This is a genomic window from Nocardioides sp. GXQ0305, assembly GCF_050880345.1.
Taxonomy (GTDB): domain Bacteria; phylum Actinomycetota; class Actinomycetes; order Propionibacteriales; family Nocardioidaceae; genus Nocardioides.
In genome coordinates this window covers 36,181-56,151 of the sequence record NZ_JBNYXG010000001.1, presented here as the reverse complement: position 1 = coordinate 56,151, position 19,971 = coordinate 36,181, and the positions used below count along the sequence as shown (strand labels likewise).

Below are 19,971 nucleotides of genomic sequence, written 5' to 3'. Positions count from 1 at the left end.
GGTGTCGGTCGGGGGCGGGCGGGTACGAGACCGGTTCGAAGCAACCACGAGAGAGGGGACATCAGAGATGACCACCGCACGCGACATCATGACCGGCGGCGCCGAGTGCGCCCAGGTCGACCAGACGGTCACCGAGGCGGCTCGCAAGATGCGGGACCTCGGCGTCGGGGCGTTGCCGATCTGCGGCGACGACAACCGGCTCAAGGGCGTCATCACCGACCGCGACATCGTCCTGAACTGTGTGGCCGAGGGCATGGACACGTCCGAGGTCAGGGTCGAGCAGTACGCCGGCGACGAGGTCGTCACGGTCGGGGCCGACGACTCCGTCGAGGAGGCACTGCGGACCATGACCGGTGCCGGCGTCCGCCGTCTGCCGGTGATCGACGGCCACGACCTGGTCGGCATGATCAGTCAGGCGGACATCGCCAAGCACCTCCCCGAGGATCAGGCAGGGAAGCTGGTGGCCGCGATCTCCTCGGCACCCGAGAACGGGTGAACGCCCGCCCACCCCGCCACGTCGTCGGCCCCGGTCGTCCGGGGCCGACGACGTCGTGCCGCCGCAGGTCGGTGCCTCACAGGATGGGGCGTCCGCCCGTGACGGCCACCCGGGCGCCGGACATGTAGCTCCCCTCGTCCGAGGCGAGCAGCACGTACGCCCCCGCCAGCTCCGCCGGCTGACCGGGCCGCCCGAGAGGCGTGTCCTCGCCGAAGTGCTCGACCTTCTCCGGCGGCATGGTGGACGGGATCAGCGGCGTCCAGATGGGGCCGGGAGCCACGCTGTTCACCCGGATGCCGCGGGGGCCCAGCATCTGCGCCAGGCTCGCGCAGAAGTTGGCGATCGCCGCCTTGGTCGCTGCGTACGGAGCCAGGTCCGGCGACGGCATGTCGGAGTTGACCGAGGTGCTGCCGATCACCGACGACCCCGGCTCCATGTGCGGCAGGCAGGCCTTGACCAGGTAGAACATGGCCGACACGTTGGTGGCGAAGGTGTACTGCCACTCCTCGTCGGAGATCTCCTCGAGGTCGCTGTGGTTCATCTGGAAGGCAGCGTTGTTGACCAGGACGTCGACCCGGCCCAGCTCCGCAACGGTGCGCCTGACGATCTCCCGACAGTGCCCGGGCTCGGAGACGTCACCCGCGATGGTCAACGCCGTGCGCCCCGCCTCACGGACCCACCCTGCGGTGTCCTCCGCGTCGTCCGGCTCGGCCAGATGGCTGATGACGACATCGGCCCCCTCCCGGGCGTACGCGATCGCCACGGCACGACCGATGCCGCTGTCGCCGCCGGTGATGACCGCCACCTTGCCGCTGAGCCGGCCGCTACCCCGGTAGGTCTGCTCACCACAGTCCGGCACGGGCTGCATCCGGGACTGGTCACCCGGAACCTCTTGTTGCTGCGGGGGCTGGTCCATCGCTCCTCCTTCGCTCGGCGGACGCCTGCAGTACCCGGATCCGCCCGCCAGCAAACAGGAAGCGACCTCTGGGGGGCGCCGACACGCATCGTCCGTGCGCGAGTGGGCACGGGGACCACGTGACCGAACTGAACGCACTCGTCCTCAACTGCACCCTCACTCCGTCTCCGGAGTCGTCCAGCACCGAGCTGCTCGCCGGGCAGGTCCTCGACGCACTGAAGTCCCACGGGGTCGCCGGAGACCTGATCCGCGTCGTCGACCACGACGTCCGGTTCGGCGTCTCCACCGACGAGGGCAGCGGTGATGCGTGGCCCGACCTCCGTACCAAGGTCCTCGCCGCCGACATCCTGGTCCTCGCCACGCCCGTCTGGATGGGGCAGCCCTCATCGGTGACCAAGATGGTGCTCGAGCGGCTCGACGCCGAGCTGTCCGAGACCGACGACCGCGGCAGGATGACCACCTACGACAAGGTCGGCCTGGTCGCGGTGGTCGGCAACGAGGACGGCGCCCACCACGTCAGCGCGGAGGTCTACCAGGCCCTCAACGACACCGGGTTCTCGTTGGCGCCCAACGCCGTGACCTACTGGGTGGGGCAGGCCATGCAGGGCACCGACTACCGGGACCTCGACGAGACGCCGGAGGAGACCGACTCGGCCACGCACGTGGCCGCTCGCAACGCCGTCCACCTCGCTCGGCTCCTGCAGTCCGAGCCCTATCCGGCAGGGTGAACGGTGCGGTTGCCTGCGCCGCGTGGCCCGCTCAGTCGCGCGACCTTCACTGCCCTGGCCTCGCCCCCGCCGTTCACCGTCGACCTCGCACTGGTCAGGCCCGCGGCAGCGGGCGACGTGCTGCGGTCGGACGACCTGCAGCTCACCCTCTGGGCCCTCTACGAGCTCCACTACCGCGGGTTCGACGAGGTCGCCGACGAGCACGAGTGGGATCCCGACGTGCTCCGGCTGCGTCGAGAGCTCGAGCACCCCTTCGAGGCGGCCGTACGGCGACTCGCGCCGTCCGCGGTCGTCACCGACCAGGACTTCGTCGGGCAGCTCCGCCTGACCATCGACACGGCGGACGGTCCACCGCTGGCCGCGTTCCTGCACCGTGAGGCAGACCGGGAGCAGGTGCTGACCTTCCTTCGGCAACGAAGCCTGTACCACCTCAAGGAGTCCGACCCCCACGCCTTCGTGGTCCCGCGGGTCGACGGCCGCGCCAAGGTCGCCCTGGCCGAGCTGCAGTACGACGAGTTCGGGGCCGGCCGTCCCGAGGCACTGCACAGCCGGCTCTACGCCGACGCCCTCGCGGGGGCAGGCCTCGATCCGACCTACGGCCGGTACGTCGACGAGACGCCCGCCATCACCCTGGCGGTCAACAACCTGATGTCCCTGTTCGGGCTGCACCGCCGGCTGCGCGGCGCGGCCCTGGGTCATCTGGCCGCCTTCGAGACGACCAGCTCACTCCCCTGTCGCAAGATCGCCGCCGGCATCGAGCGCGTCGGCCTGCCCCCGGTCGTGGCGGCGTACTTCGAGGAGCACGTGGAGGCGGACGCCGTGCACGAGCAGGTGGCCCTGCGCGACATCTGCGGCGCGTTCGTCGAGACCGAGCCCGACCTCGCGGGCGATGTGCTGCTCGGCGCCTCGGCGTGCCTGGCGCTCGACGCAGCAGCCGCGGGTGACCTCCTGGCGGTGTGGGCGGATCAGGAGCAGGAGGCAGCGTCGTGACCGGTGAGGTGCGGGTCGAGGTGTGTCCCGGCGGGCCGCTCCTGGTCCGCGGTGCCAGCGTGGTGCGCGACGCCGGAGGGGAGGAGCACCGGGTCACCCGCCCCGTGGTGGCCGTCTGCCTCTGCGGCAAGTCGTCGCGGCTCCCCTGGTGCGACTCGACGCACAAGGTGATCCGCCGACCGGGCTGAGGAGAAACCCTCAGGCCGTGCCGAGGTGCAGCAGCACGCCTCCGGGGCACGTCCGCATCTCCCGGTGACGGAGCCGCTCGGGCAGGGCGTCGACGAGAAGGCCCGCCTGGGCCTCGGTCCCGAGCTGGAGCACCAACGAGCCCCCCGGCAGCAGGTGACGCTCGGCGACGGCGAGGCACCCTCGCGCCACCTCGAGTCCGTCGGAGCCGCCGTCGATGGCGAGGAGGGGGTCCTCCGGGTAGCGGCCGGTCTCCCCGCGCGGCACCCACGGTGGGTCGGCGATGACCACACCGAAGCGTTCCTCGGTGTCCAGCACGGCGTCCATGCGGCCGACGCGCACCGCGAACCGATCCGTCAGTCCCGACCTCCGGGCGTTCGCCCGGGCGTACTCCCCCGCGACCGGGTCCACGTCCACGGCCACGACGTGGCGACCGCTCAGCGCAGCGAGGAGCAGGCCGATGTGACCGGCGCCGGTGCACAGCTCGAGGGCATCACCGGCGGGCGCGTCGACCGCCAGCTCGGCGGCCCACCGGGCCTGTTCCGCAGTCCAGGGTCGCGGCCGCAGGATGCGCGCGTCGTAGTGGATCGTCAGGTCGTCGAACATCACCGGCATCGCCACCACCTGCCCGTACCCCGGGCCGCCCGGTTGATTCCCGACGGTGATCGGCGGGAGTATCGAGAGGCGATACGGGTACGGGCCCGCCCCATGGGGTCGTGCATCGGGACGATGCGCGACGGCGTGGCAGTACCCGGGCCCCGGACCCCGGCCCCCGGCCCCCACACACGCGTGGGGCCGCAGCCCAGCAGGGACCGCACCTTCGGTGCGGAGCGTCCGGCAGGAGGTCACGTGATCGAGGCGTGGGATGGATCCGAGGCAGCCGTCGCCGCCTTCGACCAGGCGCCGCGGATGTTCTCGGTGTCCGAAGGACCTGACCACGTCCTCAGGGCCGTCAACGGAGCCCTGCGCCACCGATTCCGCGCCCGTCCCGACCCCGTCGGCCGGCCGGTGAGCGAGACGCTCGGCGACCTGGCGGACCGACAGCTGCTGCAGCGCTACGACGAGGTCTACGAGACCGGCCGGCCCTACCGGGCCCGGGAGTGGCGGCTGGTCGCCGCCGAGGACCCCATGCTGGACGTCTACCTCGACATCGAGCTCTCCCCCTGGCTGCGCGAGGACGGTTCGGTGAGGGGGGTGATCGCCCTCGCGGTCGACGTCACGAGGGACGTGCGCGAGCGGGTGGTCCACCAGGGCGCCGATCATCGGTCTGCCCACGTCGAGGCGAGTGCGCTGGTCACCGCGTTGCAGGACGCCCTGCTGCCGAGCGACGTACCCGTCCTGCCCTGCGTCGACATCGGTGCCCGGTACCTGCTGGCCGACGCGACCACCGCCGCCGGCGGCGACTGGTTCGACGCCGTGCCGCGCACCGACGGAACGGTGGCGCTCGTGGTGGGCGACGTCGTGGGGCACGGAGTGGCGGCCTCCACGACGATGGGGCAGCTCCGTTCGGTGCTGCGCGAGCGGCTCCTGGCAGGGGCGACGCTGACCGAGGGCCTGTCGGCGGTGGACCGGTTCGCCGGCCGGGTTCCCGAGGCGCGGACGGCGACGGCGTGCGTGGTCGAGCTCGATCCCGTCACCGGCTCGATCGAGTACTGCACGGCCGGGCACCCGCCCCCGCTGGTGGTCACACCCAGCGGCAGCACCCGCTTCCTGGAGCCCACGGGCGCAGGCCCCCTCGTCACGCACGGTGATTTCCCCACGGCGTGCGCCCGGCTCGACCCGGGCGACCTGGTGCTGCTGTACTCCGACGGACTGGTCGAGCGGCCCGGCCGATCCCTCGCGCAGAACACCCTCGACCTCGCCCGCGTCGCCTCCGAGATCGCCACCGGCCGCACCTCCGTCGCGGACGTCGCCGACCGGGTGGTGGAGCGCGTGTGCGACGGCACCCTGGACCTGCTCACGCGGGTCACCGGCTACGCCGACGACATCACCCTGCTGGCGGCGCAGCGAGTCGCCCGCGCACCGGCCCTGACACTGCGAACGCCGGCGCGACCCGACTCGGTGGCGGAGATGCGACAGGTGGTCGGGGAGTGGCTCGACGTCCTCGGCGTCGGACTCCTCGACCACGTGGCGGTGGAGCATGCGCTCGGCGAGGCCGTGGCGAACGCGGTCGAGCACGCGTACGTCGACCTCGCGCCCGCCGCCGGCGTCCGGCTCCGCGTCGCGCTGGAGGACGACGGAATGATGGTCGCCGAGGTCTCGGACAGCGGTCGATGGCGCGAGCGGCCCACCGCGGCCAACCGCGGGCACGGCCTGTCGATGGTGAGCGGGATGGCCGACTCGGTCACGGTCGAGACCGGAGGGGAGGGCACCAGCCTGATCATCCGGCACCGACTGACCCGGCCGGCCAGAATGCTGCGCGGTGACACGGTGCCGACAGGGTCGGAGCGGGATACCCACGAGTACACCGAGCACCGTGACCACGACGTGCTGACCGTGTCCGGGCCCGTCGACCTCCGGGCGGCCTCGAGGCTGCGCATCGCCCTGCAACGCCTCCTGCGGGCCGGAACTGCCGACGGGACGGTGGATCTCACCCGGGTGACGCATCTCGGGAGTGCCGGGGTGCAGGCCCTTCACGAGGCCTTGAGCACGCGCGGAGGCCGTCTTCGCATCGTGGCTCCGCCGGGATCTCCGGCACAGCACGTGCTCGAGCTGGTCCGGCTGCCCTTCTCCTCCGGCTCGGAGGACCCCGCCGGCGACGAGGACGATCCCCCGCCCTGGCCCTGAGCGGGCCGACGAGCGCCTACACCCCAAGGTGTGGTGACGCCGGTTTGGCCGACGTGGTTGTGTGGAGGGAGTGGTTGAGCAACAAGCCACGCCGATGCTCCTTATCGGGAGGTGCGGACGGTGTCGCGAACTCATCAGGACATCCAGACCGCCAAGGACACAGAACGCCTGCTGGGCCACCTCAGGACGGCTGAGGGAGGACCACGGCAGCGCCTGGAGAACGAGCTCGTCGCGCAGCACCTGTCGGTGGCCCGTGACGTCGCTCGCCGCTACCACGGGCGCGGCATCCCGGCAGACGATCTGAACCAGGTCGCCTACCTGGGCATGGTCAAGGCAGCCCGGGGCTACGACCACGCCAAGGGTGACGGCTTCCTCGCGTACGCCGTTCCCACCGTCCGCGGCGAGCTGCGCCGCCACTTCCGCGACCACGGGTGGACGGTGCGTCCCCCTCGGTCCGTCCAGGAGCTCCAGCCGCGCGTCGTGCGCGCTCGGGAGCGCCTGGCCCAGCAGCTCGGACGCGATCCGCGGACCGACGAGGTCGCCGAGCACCTGGGCGTCGAGGTCGACCAGGTCCTGGACGCAGGGTGCGCCGACGGCTGCTTCACCCCGACCTCGCTCGACGCCGCACCCGACGACGACAGCTCGTCGGTGGTCGACCGGCTCGGATCCGCTGACCCCGGCTTCCCCCAGGCAGAGGCACGGGTGGCCCTCCGCCCGTTGCTGCGCCAGCTCAGCGCCCGCGAGCAGCGGATCCTGGAGATGCGCTTCTGCGAAGGATGCACCCAGGCCGAGATCGGGGACGAGATCGGCGTGTCCCAGGTCCAGGTGTCGCGGCTCCTCACCGGGGTCTTCGAGCGGCTTCGTGGCCAGCTCGTCGGGGCGTCGGCATGACCTCCGGCACCGATCAGTCACCTCCCGGTGGCAGGAACGTCGGGCCGCGGTTGCGCACCAACGAGCTGCCCCGCCTCGTGACCGTGGACCTGGGCAACCGCGTGGCGGAGGCCACGGCGCTCGCCGTCAGGGCCGGGGCCCAGGGCCACCAGACGCTGGTGATCGCGGACGGGACGCTGGCGTGGCTCGCGTCGCACCGCGTCGTCACCCGCGTCGCCACCGAGGACAGTCCATCCGACGACGACCCCTCCCGGACCCGGGCTCCCCAGGAGTGAGCCCCTGCCGCTCACCCGCGTCGTGCAGGCAGGCGTGATGCTGGAGAGGGAGTTCAAGTACGACGTCGACGGCGACTACGCGCTGCCCGACCTCGCGGGGGTCGAGGGTGTGGCTGCGGTCGACCCCGCCGTCGAGACGGCGCTCGAGGCGACGTACTTCGACACCCCCGACCACCGGCTGTCGGCGGCCGGAGTGACGCTTCGTCGGCGCACGGGAGGGGCGGACGAGGGCTGGCACCTCAAGCTGCCGTCGGCGGAGGAGCCGGAGGCCCGGCATGAGCTGCGGCTCGGCGTCGGGCGGGCGGTCCGCACCGTGCCCAAGCCGTTCCGGTCGACCCTCAGTGGCCTGACCGGCGACCAGCCGCTCGGACCCGTCGCGACCGTGGCCACCCGGCGCACGGTGCGACAGCTGCGCGACGACCAGGGCGCGGTCCTCGTCGAGGTGGCCGACGACGCCGTCGAGGCGGCCGTGGTCCGTGCGGACGGCGACGGCGATGTGCCGGACCCGATCGCCTGGCGCGAGGTCGAGGTGGAGCTCGTCGACGGCGACGCGGCCGTGCTGCGCGGGGTGGGCAAGCAGCTCACCAGTGCCGGGGCGTGCGACACGACCCGTCGCTCCAAGGTCGGCCGGGTCCTGGGCGGCGAGCCCAGCCCGGCGGACGCACCGTCCCGGGCCAAGGACCCGGTGCAGGCACTCGTCCAGCACCGACTGGCCACCCAGCTCGGGGTGCTGCTCCGGCGCGACCCCCTCGCCCGCGAGAACCTCCCCGAGGGCGTCCACACCATGCGCGTGGCTGTACGGCGGCTGCGCTCCGCCCTCGCCACCTGTCGCCCCTTCCTCGACCGATCGGTCACCGACCCGCTCCGCGACGAGCTCGGCTGGCTCTCCGACGTCCTCGGCGACGCCCGGGACGCCGAGATGCGCCGGCAGCGCCTCGACGCCGCAGTCGACGCCCTCGTGGCGGCACGACCGGACATCGACTGGGACGACCAGCGGGTGCGGTCGGTGCTGTGGTCGTCGCTCGTCGACCGTCACCAGCACGCGCTCGCCGGGCTCCAGGAGGCGCTCGCGAGCGAGCGCTACGCCGCCCTGCTCGACCGCACGCGTGAGCTGGTCGTGACTCCGCCCTGGACCGACCGGGCCTCCCAGAAGGTCGGCGACGCCTACCGCCGCCGCGTCGGGCACGAGCTGAAGCGGGTGCGGCGACGGATGGCGGCCGCCGCGGACCCCGAGCTCACGCCCGAGGAGCGGGCCCGCGCACTGCACCAGGCCCGCAAGGCCACCAAGCGGGCGCGCTACGCCATCGAGCCGCTGCGCCCGGTCTACGGGGGCAGCGCGAAGACTCTGGTGAAGCGGCTCAAGAAGCTCCAGTCGGCACTGGGGCAGCACCAGGACACCGTGGTCACCCGCGGCCTCCTGCTCGACCTGGCGCGCACGCAGCAGCCGCCCCTCGACCCGGCTGCCGCACTCCTCGCGGGCGCGCTCGTCGAACGCGAGAGCGTGGCCGCGGAGCGCTACGAGGCCCGCGCACGGAAGGCGTGGAGGACCGTGCGCGGAACACCCGGCCCGGGGTGACCGGGAGCTCCGACGGTCCTGTGAGGTCGGCTGGATTCCACCGTGCGCGAGCGGCAGCCGTCACGCCGGCACGAGCCCGTCGTCCCGCACCCCCTCGAGGACGTCCGGCCGGTTGGTGATCACCCCGTCCACGCCCGCCGCGAGGACACGCTCCATGTCGGCGGGCCGGTCGACGGTCCACACCAGGCACTCCAGCCCGGCCGCGTGCACCGCCGCCACGTACGTCGCGGTCGCGCGCCGGTGGTGGGGGTTGACCTGGCAGGCGAACGAGGCCAGGGCGGGCAGTCGCCTGACCGGCGGGTGCCCGAGCAGCCCGACGGGGGTCGCGGGGGCGAGCCGCGCGAAGTCGTGCATCGCCTCGTGGTCGAAGGACTGGACCACGACGTTGCCAGCACGGCGCGACTGCAGGGTGCGCGCGACGTCGCCGACGATGCCGGGGTGGAGGCGCGGGTGCTTCACCTCGAGCTGGAGCCCGACACCGAGGGTGGTGAGCAGGTCGAGGGTCTGCTCCAGGGTCGGGACCTGCTCGCCGGCGTACGCCGGTGCGAACCAGGAGCCGGCGTCGAGCCGCCGGACCTCGTCGAAGGTCAGGTCGGCCACCCGCCAGGGAGCCCGGTCCGGCAGCACCCGGGCGGCGTCGGTGGTGCGGGACAGGTCGGTGTCGTGCACCAGCACGAGCACGCCGTCGCGGGTGCGCTGGACGTCGACCTCGACCAGGTCGCTGCGCTGCTCCACGGCGAGCCGGATCGCGGCCAGGGTGTTCTCGGGGGCGTGGCCGCTGGCTCCGCGGTGCGCGATGGTGGCGGTCGGTCGGGTCGTCGTGGGCAGGAGGCGCATGGTGGCTCCTCGGGACGCGGGATCACCGTCGTGCCGAGGATGGCCACCGCGGGTGGCCGCGACGTGACCGCCAGGTGGATGTCGGGACGCCGTACGGCGACGTCTTCGCCGCTCAGGAGGCTCGCGCGGTCACGTCGTCCCGGTGTCCGCCACGTCGCCGACGGGCAGGACGATCGTGAGCGACGTCCCGACCCCGGGCGGGCTGTGCACCTCGAGGCTGCCCCCGAGGGCGTGGACCCGGTCGACGAGCCCGAGCAGCCCCGAGCCCTTGCCGGGGTCCGCGCCGCCGACCCCGTCGTCGGCGACCTCGAGCCTGACGGTGGGACCCTCGGTCGCCACCCGCACCCGGACCTGAGTGGCGTCGGCGTGCTTGATGACGTTCGCGAGGGCCTCCGACGCCACGTAGTAGGCCCCCACCTCGAGCTGCTCCGGGAGCCGGCCCACGCCGTCGATCTCGAGCTCGACCGGGACCGGTGACCGTCGGGCGAGGTTGGCGAGCGCCGGGCGCAGGCCGCCGTCGGACAGCACCGCGGGATGGATGCCGTGCGCGATCTCCCGCAGCTCCTCGAGCGAGGCCACCAGTCCTTCGCGCAGGGTGGTCAGCGTCGGCAGCAGCTCCTCCGAGCCCGAGACCGCCAGGTCCTCGGCCACCCGGAGGTCGAGGCCGAGCGCGACGAGTCGCTGCTGGACCCCGTCGTGCAGGTCGCGCTCGATGTCGCGGCGGCCGCGGTCCGCGGCCGCGACCACCCGGGCGCGGGACGCCGCCAGCTCCTCACGGGCCTCCGCATTGGCGACCGCGGTGGCCGCCAGGCTGGTGAACTCGCGCAGACGGGACTCCGTGTGGGGCGCGATCGGCTCACCCGACCGCGAGGCCGCGACCATGACGCCCCACAGCCGCCCGTCGACGAGGAGCGGCGTGCCCACGCTGGAGCGGACGCCGGCCGTCCGCAGCCGTTCGCCGACCTGCCCGCCGTCGGTGCCGGGGCGGTCCGCACGAGCGGGTCCGCTGCCGCGCCGTACGGCGACGAGCACGTTGTCGCCCTCGATTCGCAGCCGGGTGCCGACCCGGAGGTCCGAGGGCGCGGCGCTCCACGCCCCGACCACCGTCGCGGTGTCGTCGTCCTCGAAGCGCCACAGGGTGGCGAGGTCGAGGGCCAGCAGCCGGCCGACCTCCTCGGTGACCGACGCGAAGACGTCCATCGGCGCGGTCTCCTCGGCCACCGACGTGGCCACCCGGCGGAGCGCGTCCTGCTCGTCCGCCAGCAGGTGGCGGGCATCCTCGGACACCTCGGCACGGCGACGGGCCAGCACGGCGAGCAGGCCCAGCAGCACGCCGGTGACCAGGTAGGCGGTCAGAGCGACCGAGTTGCGGGGGTCCGGCAGCGCCAGCGTGTGGGTGGGCGGGATGTAGTGCCAGTCCAGCGCGACCACGCTCGCGATGCCGATCGTGACGGCGTACCCGATCCCCCAGTAGCGGGTCACCGCGAGGACCACGGCGACGTCGAGGACCAGGACCGCGATCACCGAGGCGGCGCCGTGCGGGAGCACGCCGCCCAGGAGGACCGCTCCCACCGCGTACCACAGTGCGCCGGCGCCGAACGCGACCACGGCCTCGAGCCCCACCCGCCACCGTGTGGCCTGGTTTGCCACGGACCGAGACTAGCCGCGATCGAGGGGTGGCGTGCCGCGCGCGCTCAGCCGGAGGGTCCGGGCCTCATCCCGCTCGACCCTCCGCCCGCTGTCGCACCTCGAGGACGCGCGACGGCGTGAGGTCGAGCTTGTGGAGGAAGGCCGACGCCGGGGTCGCGTCCAGGAGGTCGCGCAGCTCGTCCTCGTGGCAGGTGGACATCAGGATCAGCGTGGAGTTCTGGAGTCGCTCGTCCTGCGCCATCCGGCGGACCACGTCGAAGCCGCTCTCCGGGCCGAGCTGGACGTCGACGAGGATCGCGGCCGGCTGCAGGCGGACCGCCTCGGCCAGCGCGGCGACGCCGGTGTCCGCGGTGCCCACCACCTCGAGGTCGCCGCGCTCGAGCGTCGCCCGGGCCCGGTCCACGAAGGTCGGGCTGTCGTCGACGAGCAGCACGCTGGTTCTCACCCGACCATCGTCGCCCCTCCGACCGTCCGGCGCATTGCAGGTACCCACCATCCTGCGCTCTTCCGGCTAGCCGGTAGTGGACCCTCCGGCACGCACCCAGCCACGTCGGGCGCTGGCCTCGATGTGGCAGGGCCCCCCTGCGGGCCACGGTGGAGGCACGTCGATCCGGAGCGGAGGTGAGGGACATGGAGATCGGACGCATCGGTCACGCGGTCGCCGGAGCCCTCTTCGCGGAGACCCTGATGAGCGCGGCCCTGAGCGGGATCACCGCCGTCATCGACCTCCCCGGCCTGAGCTCCGTGTGGGCGACGTTCCTGCCGCTCGACCTCGTCGTCCGGGCCCTCCGGACGCTGTTCGTGCGGTGCACCCGGACCGACGGCCACCACACCACCCACCACGAGACCACCTCGAGGAAGGACCTCACCATGTACGACCGACACAACGACAGGATCCACCCGGTTCGGCGACGCCTGGCCACGCTGGCGGGTCTGACCACCCTGGTGCTGACGACGGCCGGCGCCCTCGGCGCGGCGCCGGCGGGGGCCACCGCCGGCGCGGTGGAGCGCGGCGCGACCACCGCGTCGGTGGCCTCGGTCAGGGCCGAGGCCACGGCGGCCGACGCGGCGCTCGCACGGACCGTCAAGCGGATCGGGCTGCGGCGCTACGAGCAGGCGGTCGTGTCACTGACCGGCGCCCGCACCCACACCGTGCGCGCCAACAACCAGGCGCGGTCGCTCATCGGCGCACCGCCGACCGACCCCGAGAGCGACGATCCTCCGGGACCTCCGGCGGTCCTCGCGGCCCTCCGGCTGGACTACCGCATGAGCACGGGGACGGTCGCCCTGTTCGACGGACAGTCGAACGCCGACGTCATCGCCGCCCTGCGCTCGACCCTCTCGAGCGCCCAGCACCGGCGCGACGTGGTCCTCGCCGACGTGGTCGCCCTGCCGGCGGAGGGCGACGGGGCGGACTACGGGGACGGCATGGCGGACACGCTCGCCATCTACGACCGCGAGGTGACGGCGATCTCGAACGCGCTGGACCACCACAGCCTGACCGCGGCTTCCCGCACCGGGCTCAGCAACGCACTCGCCCGGGCGCAGGCCACCCGTGACGTGGTGCAGGCGGCGTTCGGCGGCGGCGAGCGCTGAGCGCCGCCGCCGGTGGCTGGACGCAGCACCGCCCGGCGCGGACGCGGCTCACCCGCTCGACCCTTCAGGTCGGGCGGGTGTGCTGCTGCGCCGCCCGTAGCCCGCCCGAAGAAGGGCACCGAGCGAGCGGCGCCGGGTGACGAGGAGGTCGATCGCGAACACGAGCAGGACGAACGTCGCCGCCACCCGGACGAAGGCAGTCGGTGAGACCAGCTGGATCACGAAGACCCACAGGATGATGAGCGCATCGACGCGCACCGGCCTGAGGGTGGCCAGGGCGGCCACCACGAACAGGGTCACGGCGATGGTGAAGCCGACCTCCAGCTGCTCCCGTCCCCCCATCGGGAGCGCGAAGCCGCCTCCCCCGGCGGCGTACGCGATCGGCAGCAGCCCCATGCCGAGGGTCCACTGGCTGACCGACGACGCGAGGAGCAGCGCCATCCCCTGGGCGGGTCGGTGGTTGAGGACCAGGACCGCGACGATCACGAACTCGGGGGACTCCGTCGCGGCCGGGACCACCGACTGGATCAGGAGGTACGGATCGAACCCGAGCGCGGTCCCGGTGGCGAGCAACGCGTCCGCGAACGGGTTCGCGATGAGCAGGATGACGGCACCCGCGGTGACGACGAGGGCCACGATCGCGGGGCGGTGGAGCGGCGGTGGGAGCGACAGGATCCCGGCGGGTACGCCGACCACGCCGGGCTGCTCCTCGGGCGACCCCTGGACGCGCCGCGCGTAGAGGACGTACAGCGCGATGAGCAGGACCCCGTCGACGACGGTGAGGCTGCCGCGGCCGACCACCTGCACGGCGTAGATCGACGTGACCAGCAGGACGGCCAGCTCCAGTCGTCGGTGTGGCGAGAGCTGGACGGACTCCCCCGCCTCCTCGCCCCGCCGCGACGCGACCAGGAGCAGCAGCAGCGGCAGCGCGGCGGCACCGGTGAGCAGCAGGCGGGTGGCGCCGGTGAGGTTGGCCGTGACCAGGTCGGCCTCCTGGATGTAGGCGAACCGGATCTCGATGACGAACTCGGGCAGGACGGCGAGCACCGCGATCACCGCCAGCACCACACCACCGGAGAACACGGCCTCACCGGCATCGGCTGCCCAGGCGAGCATGAACGCCGCCCCGACCACCCCCACGCCGAGCCCGATCACGGCGACCTGCACCGGGAGGAGGGCCTCCGTGACGTGGACCACCACGCCCAGCACCGCGCACCAGGCCGCGAGCAGGAGGTGCCGCCGCCACGCGCGGCTCCCCGTCGACGTGGCCTCCGGCTGGGTCATCGCCGCCCCCTCACCCTGAGCCGGGTGGTCACCTGCGCGGCAGTTCCGTCCCCGCGGGCGGTGACCGTGAGCAGGTAGCGCCCGGGCTCGACGGGCCTCCACACGAACGTGCCGCGGCGGGTCGGGCACGGGAAGCGCCACACCCGGCCCTCGGTCTCGTCGGAGTCGATCTTCGCGACAGCGGAGGCGCAGTCCTCGGCCCGGAGCGCGAGCTCGGCCGGGGTGCCGACCGTGAGGTCGTCAGGCACGCGGAGCAGGTCCACCCGTGGGGGCGGCACCTCGGGAGGCCGGCGTACGACGACCAGCCGGAGGGACTCGGTCGTGGTCCGCCCTCCCGGTCCGCGGGCGCGGATCACGACCAGCGCCCGTCCGGCCCGCTGGGGGGTCCACGTCGCGACACCGCGGCCACGCGGCAGCAGGAAGTCGCGGTGGAACACCACTCCCGCGCTGGTCGACACCCTGACCGACGCACGCTCCCCGTCGGTCACCTCGAAGGGGACGTCGACCGGCCGCCCCACCACGGCCCGGCGCGGTGGGTCGGGCAGCCGGATCCGGGGACGCGGCTCCAGCACGAGGAGCTCGGCGGCGTCGGTCACGCTGGTGCCGTCGAGGCCGGCCACCTCGACGTGCACCCGCGCGGTGCCGGCAGCGTCCGGGGTCCAGTCCACGCTCCCTGTGCCGTTCCTGATCTTCACGGTGGCATGGTGGCGCCCGCCCGGGGAGCGGACGGTCACGAACGCCCGACGCCCGTTCGCCACCTCGAAGGTCAGCTCGACGGGCCTGCCGACCACGACCGGGGCCGCCACGCGCACGACGTCGACCTGCGGAGGCTCGTTGAGGGCCTGGCGCACCGCGGTCTCGATGTCCACACCGAGACCGACCCGCCCGTCGAGGAAGGCGGTCACCCCGATCAGGCGGGCGGCTCCCGGGCCGCGCGAGCCCTCGTACAGGCTCTGGAGCTGGAGGACCCCGCCGGGGAAGAACAGCAGCCGCGGCCGGCCGAGCAGCACCGTGTCGAGCGACGACGCAGCCAGGTCGCGGATCTCGAGGTTCCGGATGCCCAGCAGGTTGCGCACGCGGGTGCTGGCGAACGCCAGCCTGCTCATCTGGGCGGGTCCCAGCGTGACCGGCGTGCGCGGGAGGACCCGGGAGGTGAGCCGGGGACGACCCTGCGCGTCGACCCATCCCGAGAGGGAGGCGACGAGGTTCTGGCCGGCGCGCGGCGTGTAGTACGTCTCGACGATCAGGCGCGGCGACATGCCGCCGGGCGGGGGCGCGAACTTGTAGGACGGCGGGAGGGTGAGCCGCAGGTCGTCCTCGTCGGACTCGTCGAAGTCGATGTCACCGGCCACCTCGATCGGGCCGGACAGCGCGAGCGGACGCGCCCACGCCTCCGCGTCGCTCACGAAGACGTCAGGCCGGGTCACGTGGAACCGCTCGTACCCCGTCGCCTGCGCCTCGAACAGCTCGCGTGGGTAGCGCAGCCGACTCCGGAGCTCGGCGGGCATCTCGTCCTCGGGGCTGAACAATGACGGGAAGATCCCGGACCAGGCCCGGGCGATCGGGTCGGCGTCGTCGGTCAGGTAGAGGTCGACCTCACCGGTGAACGCGTCCACCGTGGCGCGCACGGAGGCGCGTGCGTAGCTGGTCGGCACCCCGGCGAGCTCGACCTGCTGGGCGTAGGGGAACCAGTCGCTGGTCGTGTAGCCCTCCACCACGAACACGATCCGGCCGTTCGCCGTGAGCGGCACGGCGTCCTGGTCCCACCGGAGGAACGGGGCCAGCGCGTGCAGCCGGTCGTGGACGTCGCGGTGGAGCAGGAGGCGGGACTGCGACGTGACGTCCTCGGAGAGCAGCAGCTCCTTGCTCCCCAGCACGGCGCCGAGCACCGCCCGGCGTACCCAGCCGGAGACCTCGATGCCCGCCGGTCCGTCGTAGCTGTACGCACCCTCCCGGGGTGCCTCCGCCCCCGGGAAGTCGACCTCGGGGCGGCGCGTGGCGACCAGGACCCACGGGGAGTCGGCGAGGCCCGCGTCGGTGGTGGCCGACAGGACCGCCGGCTGCTCCTCGTCGTCCTCCGCGACGCTCGGGGGCGGGAGGTCACCGAAGTAGATGCGCGGCTCCTCGACCTCCAGCCCGCTGTCCAGGAGCCGCGGCTGGCGGGCCGCGCCGATCTCCGTCCCGGAGAACCGGATCAGCCCGAGCCCGTGGGTGTACGCGAGCCGGTCGTTGACCCAGGTGCCCGCGCCGGGGATCTCGCTCACGTCGAGCTGTCGAGCGCTGACCAGAGTCGGGCGGCGCCGGCCCTCGTCCGGTGGCACGTCCAGCACCGGTTCGGGCGGCCGGTAGAAGGGGCGGTCGGTCACGAGCTGTCGCATCCTCGCCTCGAGGACGAAGGCGTCCCACTCGGCGACGTTCTCCAGGCGCCTGCTCATCGATGGGAAGTCTGCAGCCGAGAAGCTCCCCGTCGGCGTGTAGGGCTCGACCTCGATCGCATCGAGCCCGAGGCCGGTCCGGGTGGCGGCCAGCGAGTCCTCGAGGTAGGGCTGCTCGCTGAGGAGCGGGTTGGGGTCGACGACGAAGCGCTGCACGACCGCGGGCAGCACCGCGCCGACCAGCGCCGCGGCCCCCCCGAGCAGGGCCCCGGAGAGGACCACGAGCCGGGTGGTGCGGCGGCGACCGGCCCGCGCGACGAGTGGAGCGCTCAGGACGACGGCCGCGAGGACCACCGTCGCCACGGTCAGGAAGGTCAGCCACGGGAGGCGCACCTGGACGTCGACGAACCCGGCGCCGGCGAACGAGTTCGGCTCCCGCGTCGAGGGCTGGCCCAGCTCGAGGAGGTAGCGCTCCAGGCTCAGCCGCCAGGCGACCACCAGCAGGAAGGTCGCCCCGAGGACCGCCAGGTGCACCTGGACGCCCGGGCCGGCGCGCACCGGTCGGAATCCCAGGGTGCCCCGGAACCAGTCGACCGCGACCACGTAGCCGGTCGTCAGGGCTACGAGACTGAGCAGCCAGCCCGCCACCAGGAGCTCGAGCGGCAGCGAGAACACGAAGAAGCCCACGTCGCGGCCGTGGATCGGGTCGTCCAGGCCGAAGGGCTGACGGTGGCCCCACAGCAGGAACTCCTGCCAGTGCCCGCGAGCCGCGGACCCGAAGATGCTGCCGGTGAGGAGGGAGGTCCCGACCAGGGCCAGCAGCCCGGCCCCGCTGCGCGCGACCCCGGTACGCCGCAGCGCCACGGCCAGGTGGCACCCGACGAAGAGCGCGGCCACGGCCGTGACCACGAGGTGGACCTCGAGCTTGGCCGTGAGGACCCGGCGCAGGACGTCGGCCTGCCCCACCTCCTGGAACCACCAGACGTCCGGCAGCAGCCGCACGCCCGCCCAGACCACCAGCAGCGGCAGCCCCGCCACCACGACCACCAGCGTCGCGCGGCCGCGCGGTCGGAGGAGGAAGGGTCGTGGCGCGGGAGGCCTTTCGGCGAGCAGGGAGTCGAGGGCGCCGGCTGCAGGCGCGGGCGTCGTACGGGGCTGGCGTCGGTGGCCGTCCAGGCGGCCGTAGCGGTCGAGGAACTCATCGAGGCCGGGGCGGCTGACCTCCCAGACGTAGCGCGACCCCCACGGGCGCTGGCGTCCGTCGAGCTCGCCCTTGCGCAGGAGGGCCCGGACGGTCTGCGGGCTCGTTCCCAGCTCCTCGGCGGCCTGCGCAACGGTGAGGCCGTCCCCCTCCCCCATCCGGGTGACGGTACGCCTGTCGCTTTCGCAGTGGCAACGGAGCGAGACCGGCCGGTTTCGCAGTCGCCGGACTCGCCGGGGCAGCTGGTCCGCGGGCATACTGCTGCCCATGCCGGACCCGGGGGGACCCGTGCGGGTGGTCCTCGCTGACGACGACGTCCTGCTCCGCGAGGGGCTGGCGCGGCTGCTGGCCCGCCCGCACTTCGAGGTCGTGGGTCAGGCGGGTGACGGCAGCGAGCTGCTGGCGCTGGTCCGGGAGCACCTCCCCGACCTGGTCGTCACCGACATCCGGATGCCGCCGAGCCACGGCACCGAGGGCCTGGACGCGGCGAGGACGATCCGGGAGGAGCACCCCGCGGTCGCCATCCTGGTCCTGTCGGGCCACGTGGAGGTCGAGCACGCGATGACCCTGCTGGCCAGCGGCCAGGGCATCGGCTACCTGCTGAAGAGCCGGGTCCTGGACGTCGACGACTTCGTCGACACCCTGGGCCGGGTCGCCGGCGGCGGCTCGGTCGTCGATCCGGCCCTGGTGCAGGAGCTCGTCGGGTCCCAGCGTCGGCACGACCCGCTCGCGGCCCTCAGCGACCGGGAGCGCGAGGTGCTGGCGCTGATGGCAGAGGGCCGGTCCAACGCCGGCATCGCAGCCCAGCTCTGGGTGACCGAGGGGACGGTGGAGAAGCACATCGGGAGCCTCCTCGGCAAGCTCGACCTGCCCGACTCGAGCAGTGACCACCGGCGGGTGCTCGCGGTGCTCGCCTTCCTCGAGGCCCGCTGACCGACGCGATACTGGTCCGGTGCGGGCAGCAGTCAGGAGGGAGTACGGCGGCCCCGAGGTCGTCCGGTTCGAGGACGTCCCGGCACCGGTCCCCGGTGCCGGTGAGCTCCTGGTGCGGGTGCTCGCGACGACGGTCAACCGCACCGACTGCGCCTACCGGTCCGGTCACCCCCGGATCAACCGGGCGTTCTGCGGGTGGCCGCGGCCCCGCGTGCCCGTGCTCGGATCCGAGTACGCCGGCGTCGTGGTCGACGTGGCCGACGACGTCACGTCGTACGCCGTGGGCGACCGGGTCTTCGGGTTCGTCGACGGCCGGCCCGGCGCCCACGCCGAGCTGGTCGCCGTCCCGGCGGACGGCCTGGTCGCGCTCGTGCCGGAGGGCTGGGCACCCGCCGACGCGGCGCCGGGCATGGAGGGCGCGCACTACGCCCATGCGTTCCTGCGCGTGACCGGGCTGGGCCGGGGGCAACGGGCGCTCGTGCACGGCGCCACCGGCGGCATCGGGACCGCCGCCGTCCAGCTGCTCCACGCCGAAGGGGTCGAGGTGACGGCCGTGTGCGACCGACCCCCTCCCGACCCCGACCTGCTCGTTCGGCTGGGCGCCGCCACCGTCATCGACCTGTCGAGCGGTGGCAGGCTGGACGACGCCGCGAGCGGTTTCGACGCGGTGCTCGACGCGACCGGGCACACCTCCTTCGCCACCGCTCGCCCGCTGCTCCGCTCCGGCGGCTGCTACGTCTCCTCCGACCTGGGCCGCGGCGGCCAGAACGTCGCGCTCGCCGCCGCCGGTCCCCTGGGCAGGGCGCTCCGTCGGCGCCACGTGTGCTTCCCGCTCCCCCGGGGGAACGCCGCCCTCGCGGGCCACCTGCGAGAGCTCATGACGCGGGGCGCGTTCCGTCCCGTGGTCGACCGCACCTACCCCTTCGAGGAGCTGCGGGAGGCCTACGCCTACGTCGACACCGGCCGCAAGGTCGGCAACGTCGTGGTCACCATGCCCGACAGCAGATGGCCGACCTCGTAGCAGCCGCCAGCACGTCTCCTCCGTCGACGCAGCGGGCAGTGTCGCGGCTTCATCGAGTGTTCAGCTGTCGTACAGGTGCTGACCCACGCAGCCACACCGCCTCCGCCCTAGCGTCGCTCTCGCCACACCGGTCGCCGCCCGCGCGCAGGTGGCTCATGGCGGGCCGGCGAGGGCGGGTGGACGAGGGGCCGTCCCGTCCCGACCCGTCCGCGTCCACACCGATCACCGT

At 73.5% G+C, this 19,971-nt stretch carries 18 protein-coding genes; 11 read left to right on the top strand and 7 right to left on the bottom strand.

Features of this window, described 5'->3' with window-relative positions; genetic code table 11:
• Positions 1–67 precede the first annotated feature (67 nt).
• Entirely contained in the window at positions 68–496 is a 429-nt protein-coding gene (locus ACQ1X7_RS00280) for a CBS domain-containing protein (RefSeq protein WP_432476143.1), read from the top strand.
• Positions 497–572: 76 nt separating this feature from the next.
• Here ACQ1X7_RS00280 and ACQ1X7_RS00275 read toward each other — a convergent pair whose 3' ends face one another.
• On the bottom strand, positions 573–1,412 hold the full coding sequence (locus tag ACQ1X7_RS00275; protein WP_432476142.1) for an SDR family oxidoreductase: 840 nt from the start codon (positions 1,410–1,412) through the stop codon (positions 573–575).
• Positions 1,413–1,531: 119 nt separating this feature from the next.
• Here ACQ1X7_RS00275 and ACQ1X7_RS00270 point away from each other — a divergent pair, with 119 nt between their 5' ends.
• From ACQ1X7_RS00270 to ACQ1X7_RS00260, 3 genes are read left to right on the top strand one after another with little or no spacing between them, the layout of a single operon-like run.
• Positions 1,532–2,140, top strand: a complete 609-nt coding sequence (locus ACQ1X7_RS00270) for a flavodoxin family protein (RefSeq protein WP_432476141.1) — start codon at positions 1,532–1,534, stop codon at positions 2,138–2,140.
• Positions 2,141–2,143: 3 nt separating this feature from the next.
• Complete coding sequence (locus ACQ1X7_RS00265; RefSeq protein ID WP_432476140.1) at positions 2,144–3,130, top strand: iron-containing redox enzyme family protein; 987 nt, start codon at positions 2,144–2,146, stop codon at positions 3,128–3,130.
• The gene (locus ACQ1X7_RS00260; protein ID WP_432476139.1) at positions 3,127–3,318 is read left to right on the top strand and encodes a CDGSH iron-sulfur domain-containing protein; all 192 of its coding nucleotides are present in this window, start codon (positions 3,127–3,129) and stop codon (positions 3,316–3,318) included. Before ACQ1X7_RS00265 ends, ACQ1X7_RS00260 begins: the two co-directional genes overlap by 4 nt.
• Positions 3,319–3,328: 10 nt before the next feature.
• On the opposite strand, the gene ACQ1X7_RS00255 is transcribed toward ACQ1X7_RS00260, so the two are convergent.
• Positions 3,329–3,931 carry a methyltransferase gene (locus ACQ1X7_RS00255; RefSeq protein WP_432476138.1) on the bottom strand — a complete coding sequence of 201 codons (603 nt, stop codon included), beginning with the start codon at positions 3,929–3,931 and terminating at the stop codon, positions 3,329–3,331.
• A gap of 234 nt (positions 3,932–4,165) precedes the next feature.
• On the opposite strand from ACQ1X7_RS00255, the gene ACQ1X7_RS00250 reads away from it, so the two are divergent.
• The 4 genes from ACQ1X7_RS00250 to ACQ1X7_RS00235 all read left to right on the top strand — a co-directional run bounded on the left by ACQ1X7_RS00250 (position 4,166) and on the right by ACQ1X7_RS00235 (position 8,845).
• Positions 4,166–6,103: a SpoIIE family protein phosphatase gene (locus ACQ1X7_RS00250; protein WP_432476137.1), complete on the top strand. Its 1,938-nt coding sequence runs from the start codon at positions 4,166–4,168 to the stop codon at positions 6,101–6,103.
• Between the two features lie 120 nt (positions 6,104–6,223).
• Positions 6,224–6,994, top strand: coding sequence for a SigB/SigF/SigG family RNA polymerase sigma factor (locus tag ACQ1X7_RS00245; protein ID WP_432476136.1), 771 nt, complete (start codon positions 6,224–6,226; stop codon positions 6,992–6,994).
• Positions 6,991–7,269 carry a hypothetical protein gene (locus ACQ1X7_RS00240; RefSeq protein ID WP_432476135.1) on the top strand — a complete coding sequence of 93 codons (279 nt, stop codon included), beginning with the start codon at positions 6,991–6,993 and terminating at the stop codon, positions 7,267–7,269. Before ACQ1X7_RS00245 ends, ACQ1X7_RS00240 begins: the two co-directional genes overlap by 4 nt.
• A 37-nt stretch (positions 7,270–7,306) precedes the next feature.
• Entirely contained in the window at positions 7,307–8,845 is a 1,539-nt protein-coding gene (locus ACQ1X7_RS00235) for a CHAD domain-containing protein (RefSeq protein ID WP_432476134.1), read from the top strand.
• 60 nt (positions 8,846–8,905) lie between these two features.
• Here ACQ1X7_RS00235 and ACQ1X7_RS00230 read toward each other — a convergent pair whose 3' ends face one another.
• The 3 genes from ACQ1X7_RS00230 to ACQ1X7_RS00220 form a co-directional block, all read right to left on the bottom strand.
• Complete coding sequence (locus ACQ1X7_RS00230) at positions 8,906–9,682, bottom strand: glycerophosphodiester phosphodiesterase (protein WP_432476133.1); 777 nt, start codon at positions 9,680–9,682, stop codon at positions 8,906–8,908.
• Positions 9,683–9,811: 129 nt separating this feature from the next.
• Positions 9,812–11,332, bottom strand: a complete 1,521-nt coding sequence (locus tag ACQ1X7_RS00225; protein WP_432476132.1) for a GAF domain-containing protein — start codon at positions 11,330–11,332, stop codon at positions 9,812–9,814.
• 64 nt (positions 11,333–11,396) lie between these two features.
• On the bottom strand, positions 11,397–11,777 hold the full coding sequence (locus ACQ1X7_RS00220; RefSeq protein ID WP_432476131.1) for a response regulator: 381 nt from the start codon (positions 11,775–11,777) through the stop codon (positions 11,397–11,399).
• A 185-nt stretch (positions 11,778–11,962) separates the two neighbouring features.
• Between ACQ1X7_RS00220 and ACQ1X7_RS00215 the strand changes: the two genes are divergently transcribed.
• Complete coding sequence (locus tag ACQ1X7_RS00215) at positions 11,963–12,928, top strand: hypothetical protein (RefSeq protein ID WP_432476130.1); 966 nt, start codon at positions 11,963–11,965, stop codon at positions 12,926–12,928.
• 48 nt (positions 12,929–12,976) lie between these two features.
• On the opposite strand, the gene ACQ1X7_RS00210 is transcribed toward ACQ1X7_RS00215, so the two are convergent.
• Together ACQ1X7_RS00210 and ACQ1X7_RS00205 are read right to left on the bottom strand one after the other, a co-directional pair.
• Positions 12,977–14,212 carry a hypothetical protein gene (locus ACQ1X7_RS00210; RefSeq protein ID WP_432476129.1) on the bottom strand — a complete coding sequence of 412 codons (1,236 nt, stop codon included), beginning with the start codon at positions 14,210–14,212 and terminating at the stop codon, positions 12,977–12,979.
• Positions 14,209–17,946, bottom strand: a complete 3,738-nt coding sequence (locus ACQ1X7_RS00205; RefSeq protein WP_432476128.1) for a UPF0182 family protein — start codon at positions 17,944–17,946, stop codon at positions 14,209–14,211. Before ACQ1X7_RS00205 ends, ACQ1X7_RS00210 begins: the two co-directional genes overlap by 4 nt.
• Positions 17,947–18,055: 109 nt before the next feature.
• On the opposite strand from ACQ1X7_RS00205, the gene ACQ1X7_RS00200 reads away from it, so the two are divergent.
• Positions 18,056–18,721, top strand: a complete 666-nt coding sequence (locus tag ACQ1X7_RS00200) for a response regulator (RefSeq protein ID WP_432476127.1) — start codon at positions 18,056–18,058, stop codon at positions 18,719–18,721.
• Positions 18,722–18,740: 19 nt separating this feature from the next.
• The gene (locus ACQ1X7_RS00195) at positions 18,741–19,742 is read left to right on the top strand and encodes a quinone oxidoreductase family protein (protein ID WP_432476126.1); all 1,002 of its coding nucleotides are present in this window, start codon (positions 18,741–18,743) and stop codon (positions 19,740–19,742) included.
• The last annotated feature ends 229 nt before the right edge of the window (positions 19,743–19,971 follow it).

Bases quoted from the DNA above. Each gene is read 5' to 3' on its own strand.
- ACQ1X7_RS00280 (WP_432476143.1), top strand. From the start codon at position 68: ATGACCACCGCACGCGACATCATGACCGGCGGCGCCGAGTGCGCCCAG.
- ACQ1X7_RS00275 (WP_432476142.1), bottom strand. From the start codon at position 1,412: ATGGACCAGCCCCCGCAGCAACAAGAGGTTCCGGGTGACCAGTCCCGG.
- ACQ1X7_RS00255 (WP_432476138.1), bottom strand. From the start codon at position 3,931: ATGCCGGTGATGTTCGACGACCTGACGATCCACTACGACGCGCGCATC.
- ACQ1X7_RS00240 (WP_432476135.1), top strand. From the start codon at position 6,991: ATGACCTCCGGCACCGATCAGTCACCTCCCGGTGGCAGGAACGTCGGG.
- ACQ1X7_RS00235 (WP_432476134.1), top strand. From the start codon at position 7,307: ATGCTGGAGAGGGAGTTCAAGTACGACGTCGACGGCGACTACGCGCTG.
- ACQ1X7_RS00230 (WP_432476133.1), bottom strand. From the start codon at position 9,682: ATGCGCCTCCTGCCCACGACGACCCGACCGACCGCCACCATCGCGCAC.
- ACQ1X7_RS00215 (WP_432476130.1), top strand. From the start codon at position 11,963: ATGGAGATCGGACGCATCGGTCACGCGGTCGCCGGAGCCCTCTTCGCG.
- ACQ1X7_RS00210 (WP_432476129.1), bottom strand. From the start codon at position 14,212: ATGACCCAGCCGGAGGCCACGTCGACGGGGAGCCGCGCGTGGCGGCGG.
- ACQ1X7_RS00205 (WP_432476128.1), bottom strand. From the start codon at position 17,946: ATGGGGGAGGGGGACGGCCTCACCGTTGCGCAGGCCGCCGAGGAGCTG.
- ACQ1X7_RS00200 (WP_432476127.1), top strand. From the start codon at position 18,056: ATGCCGGACCCGGGGGGACCCGTGCGGGTGGTCCTCGCTGACGACGAC.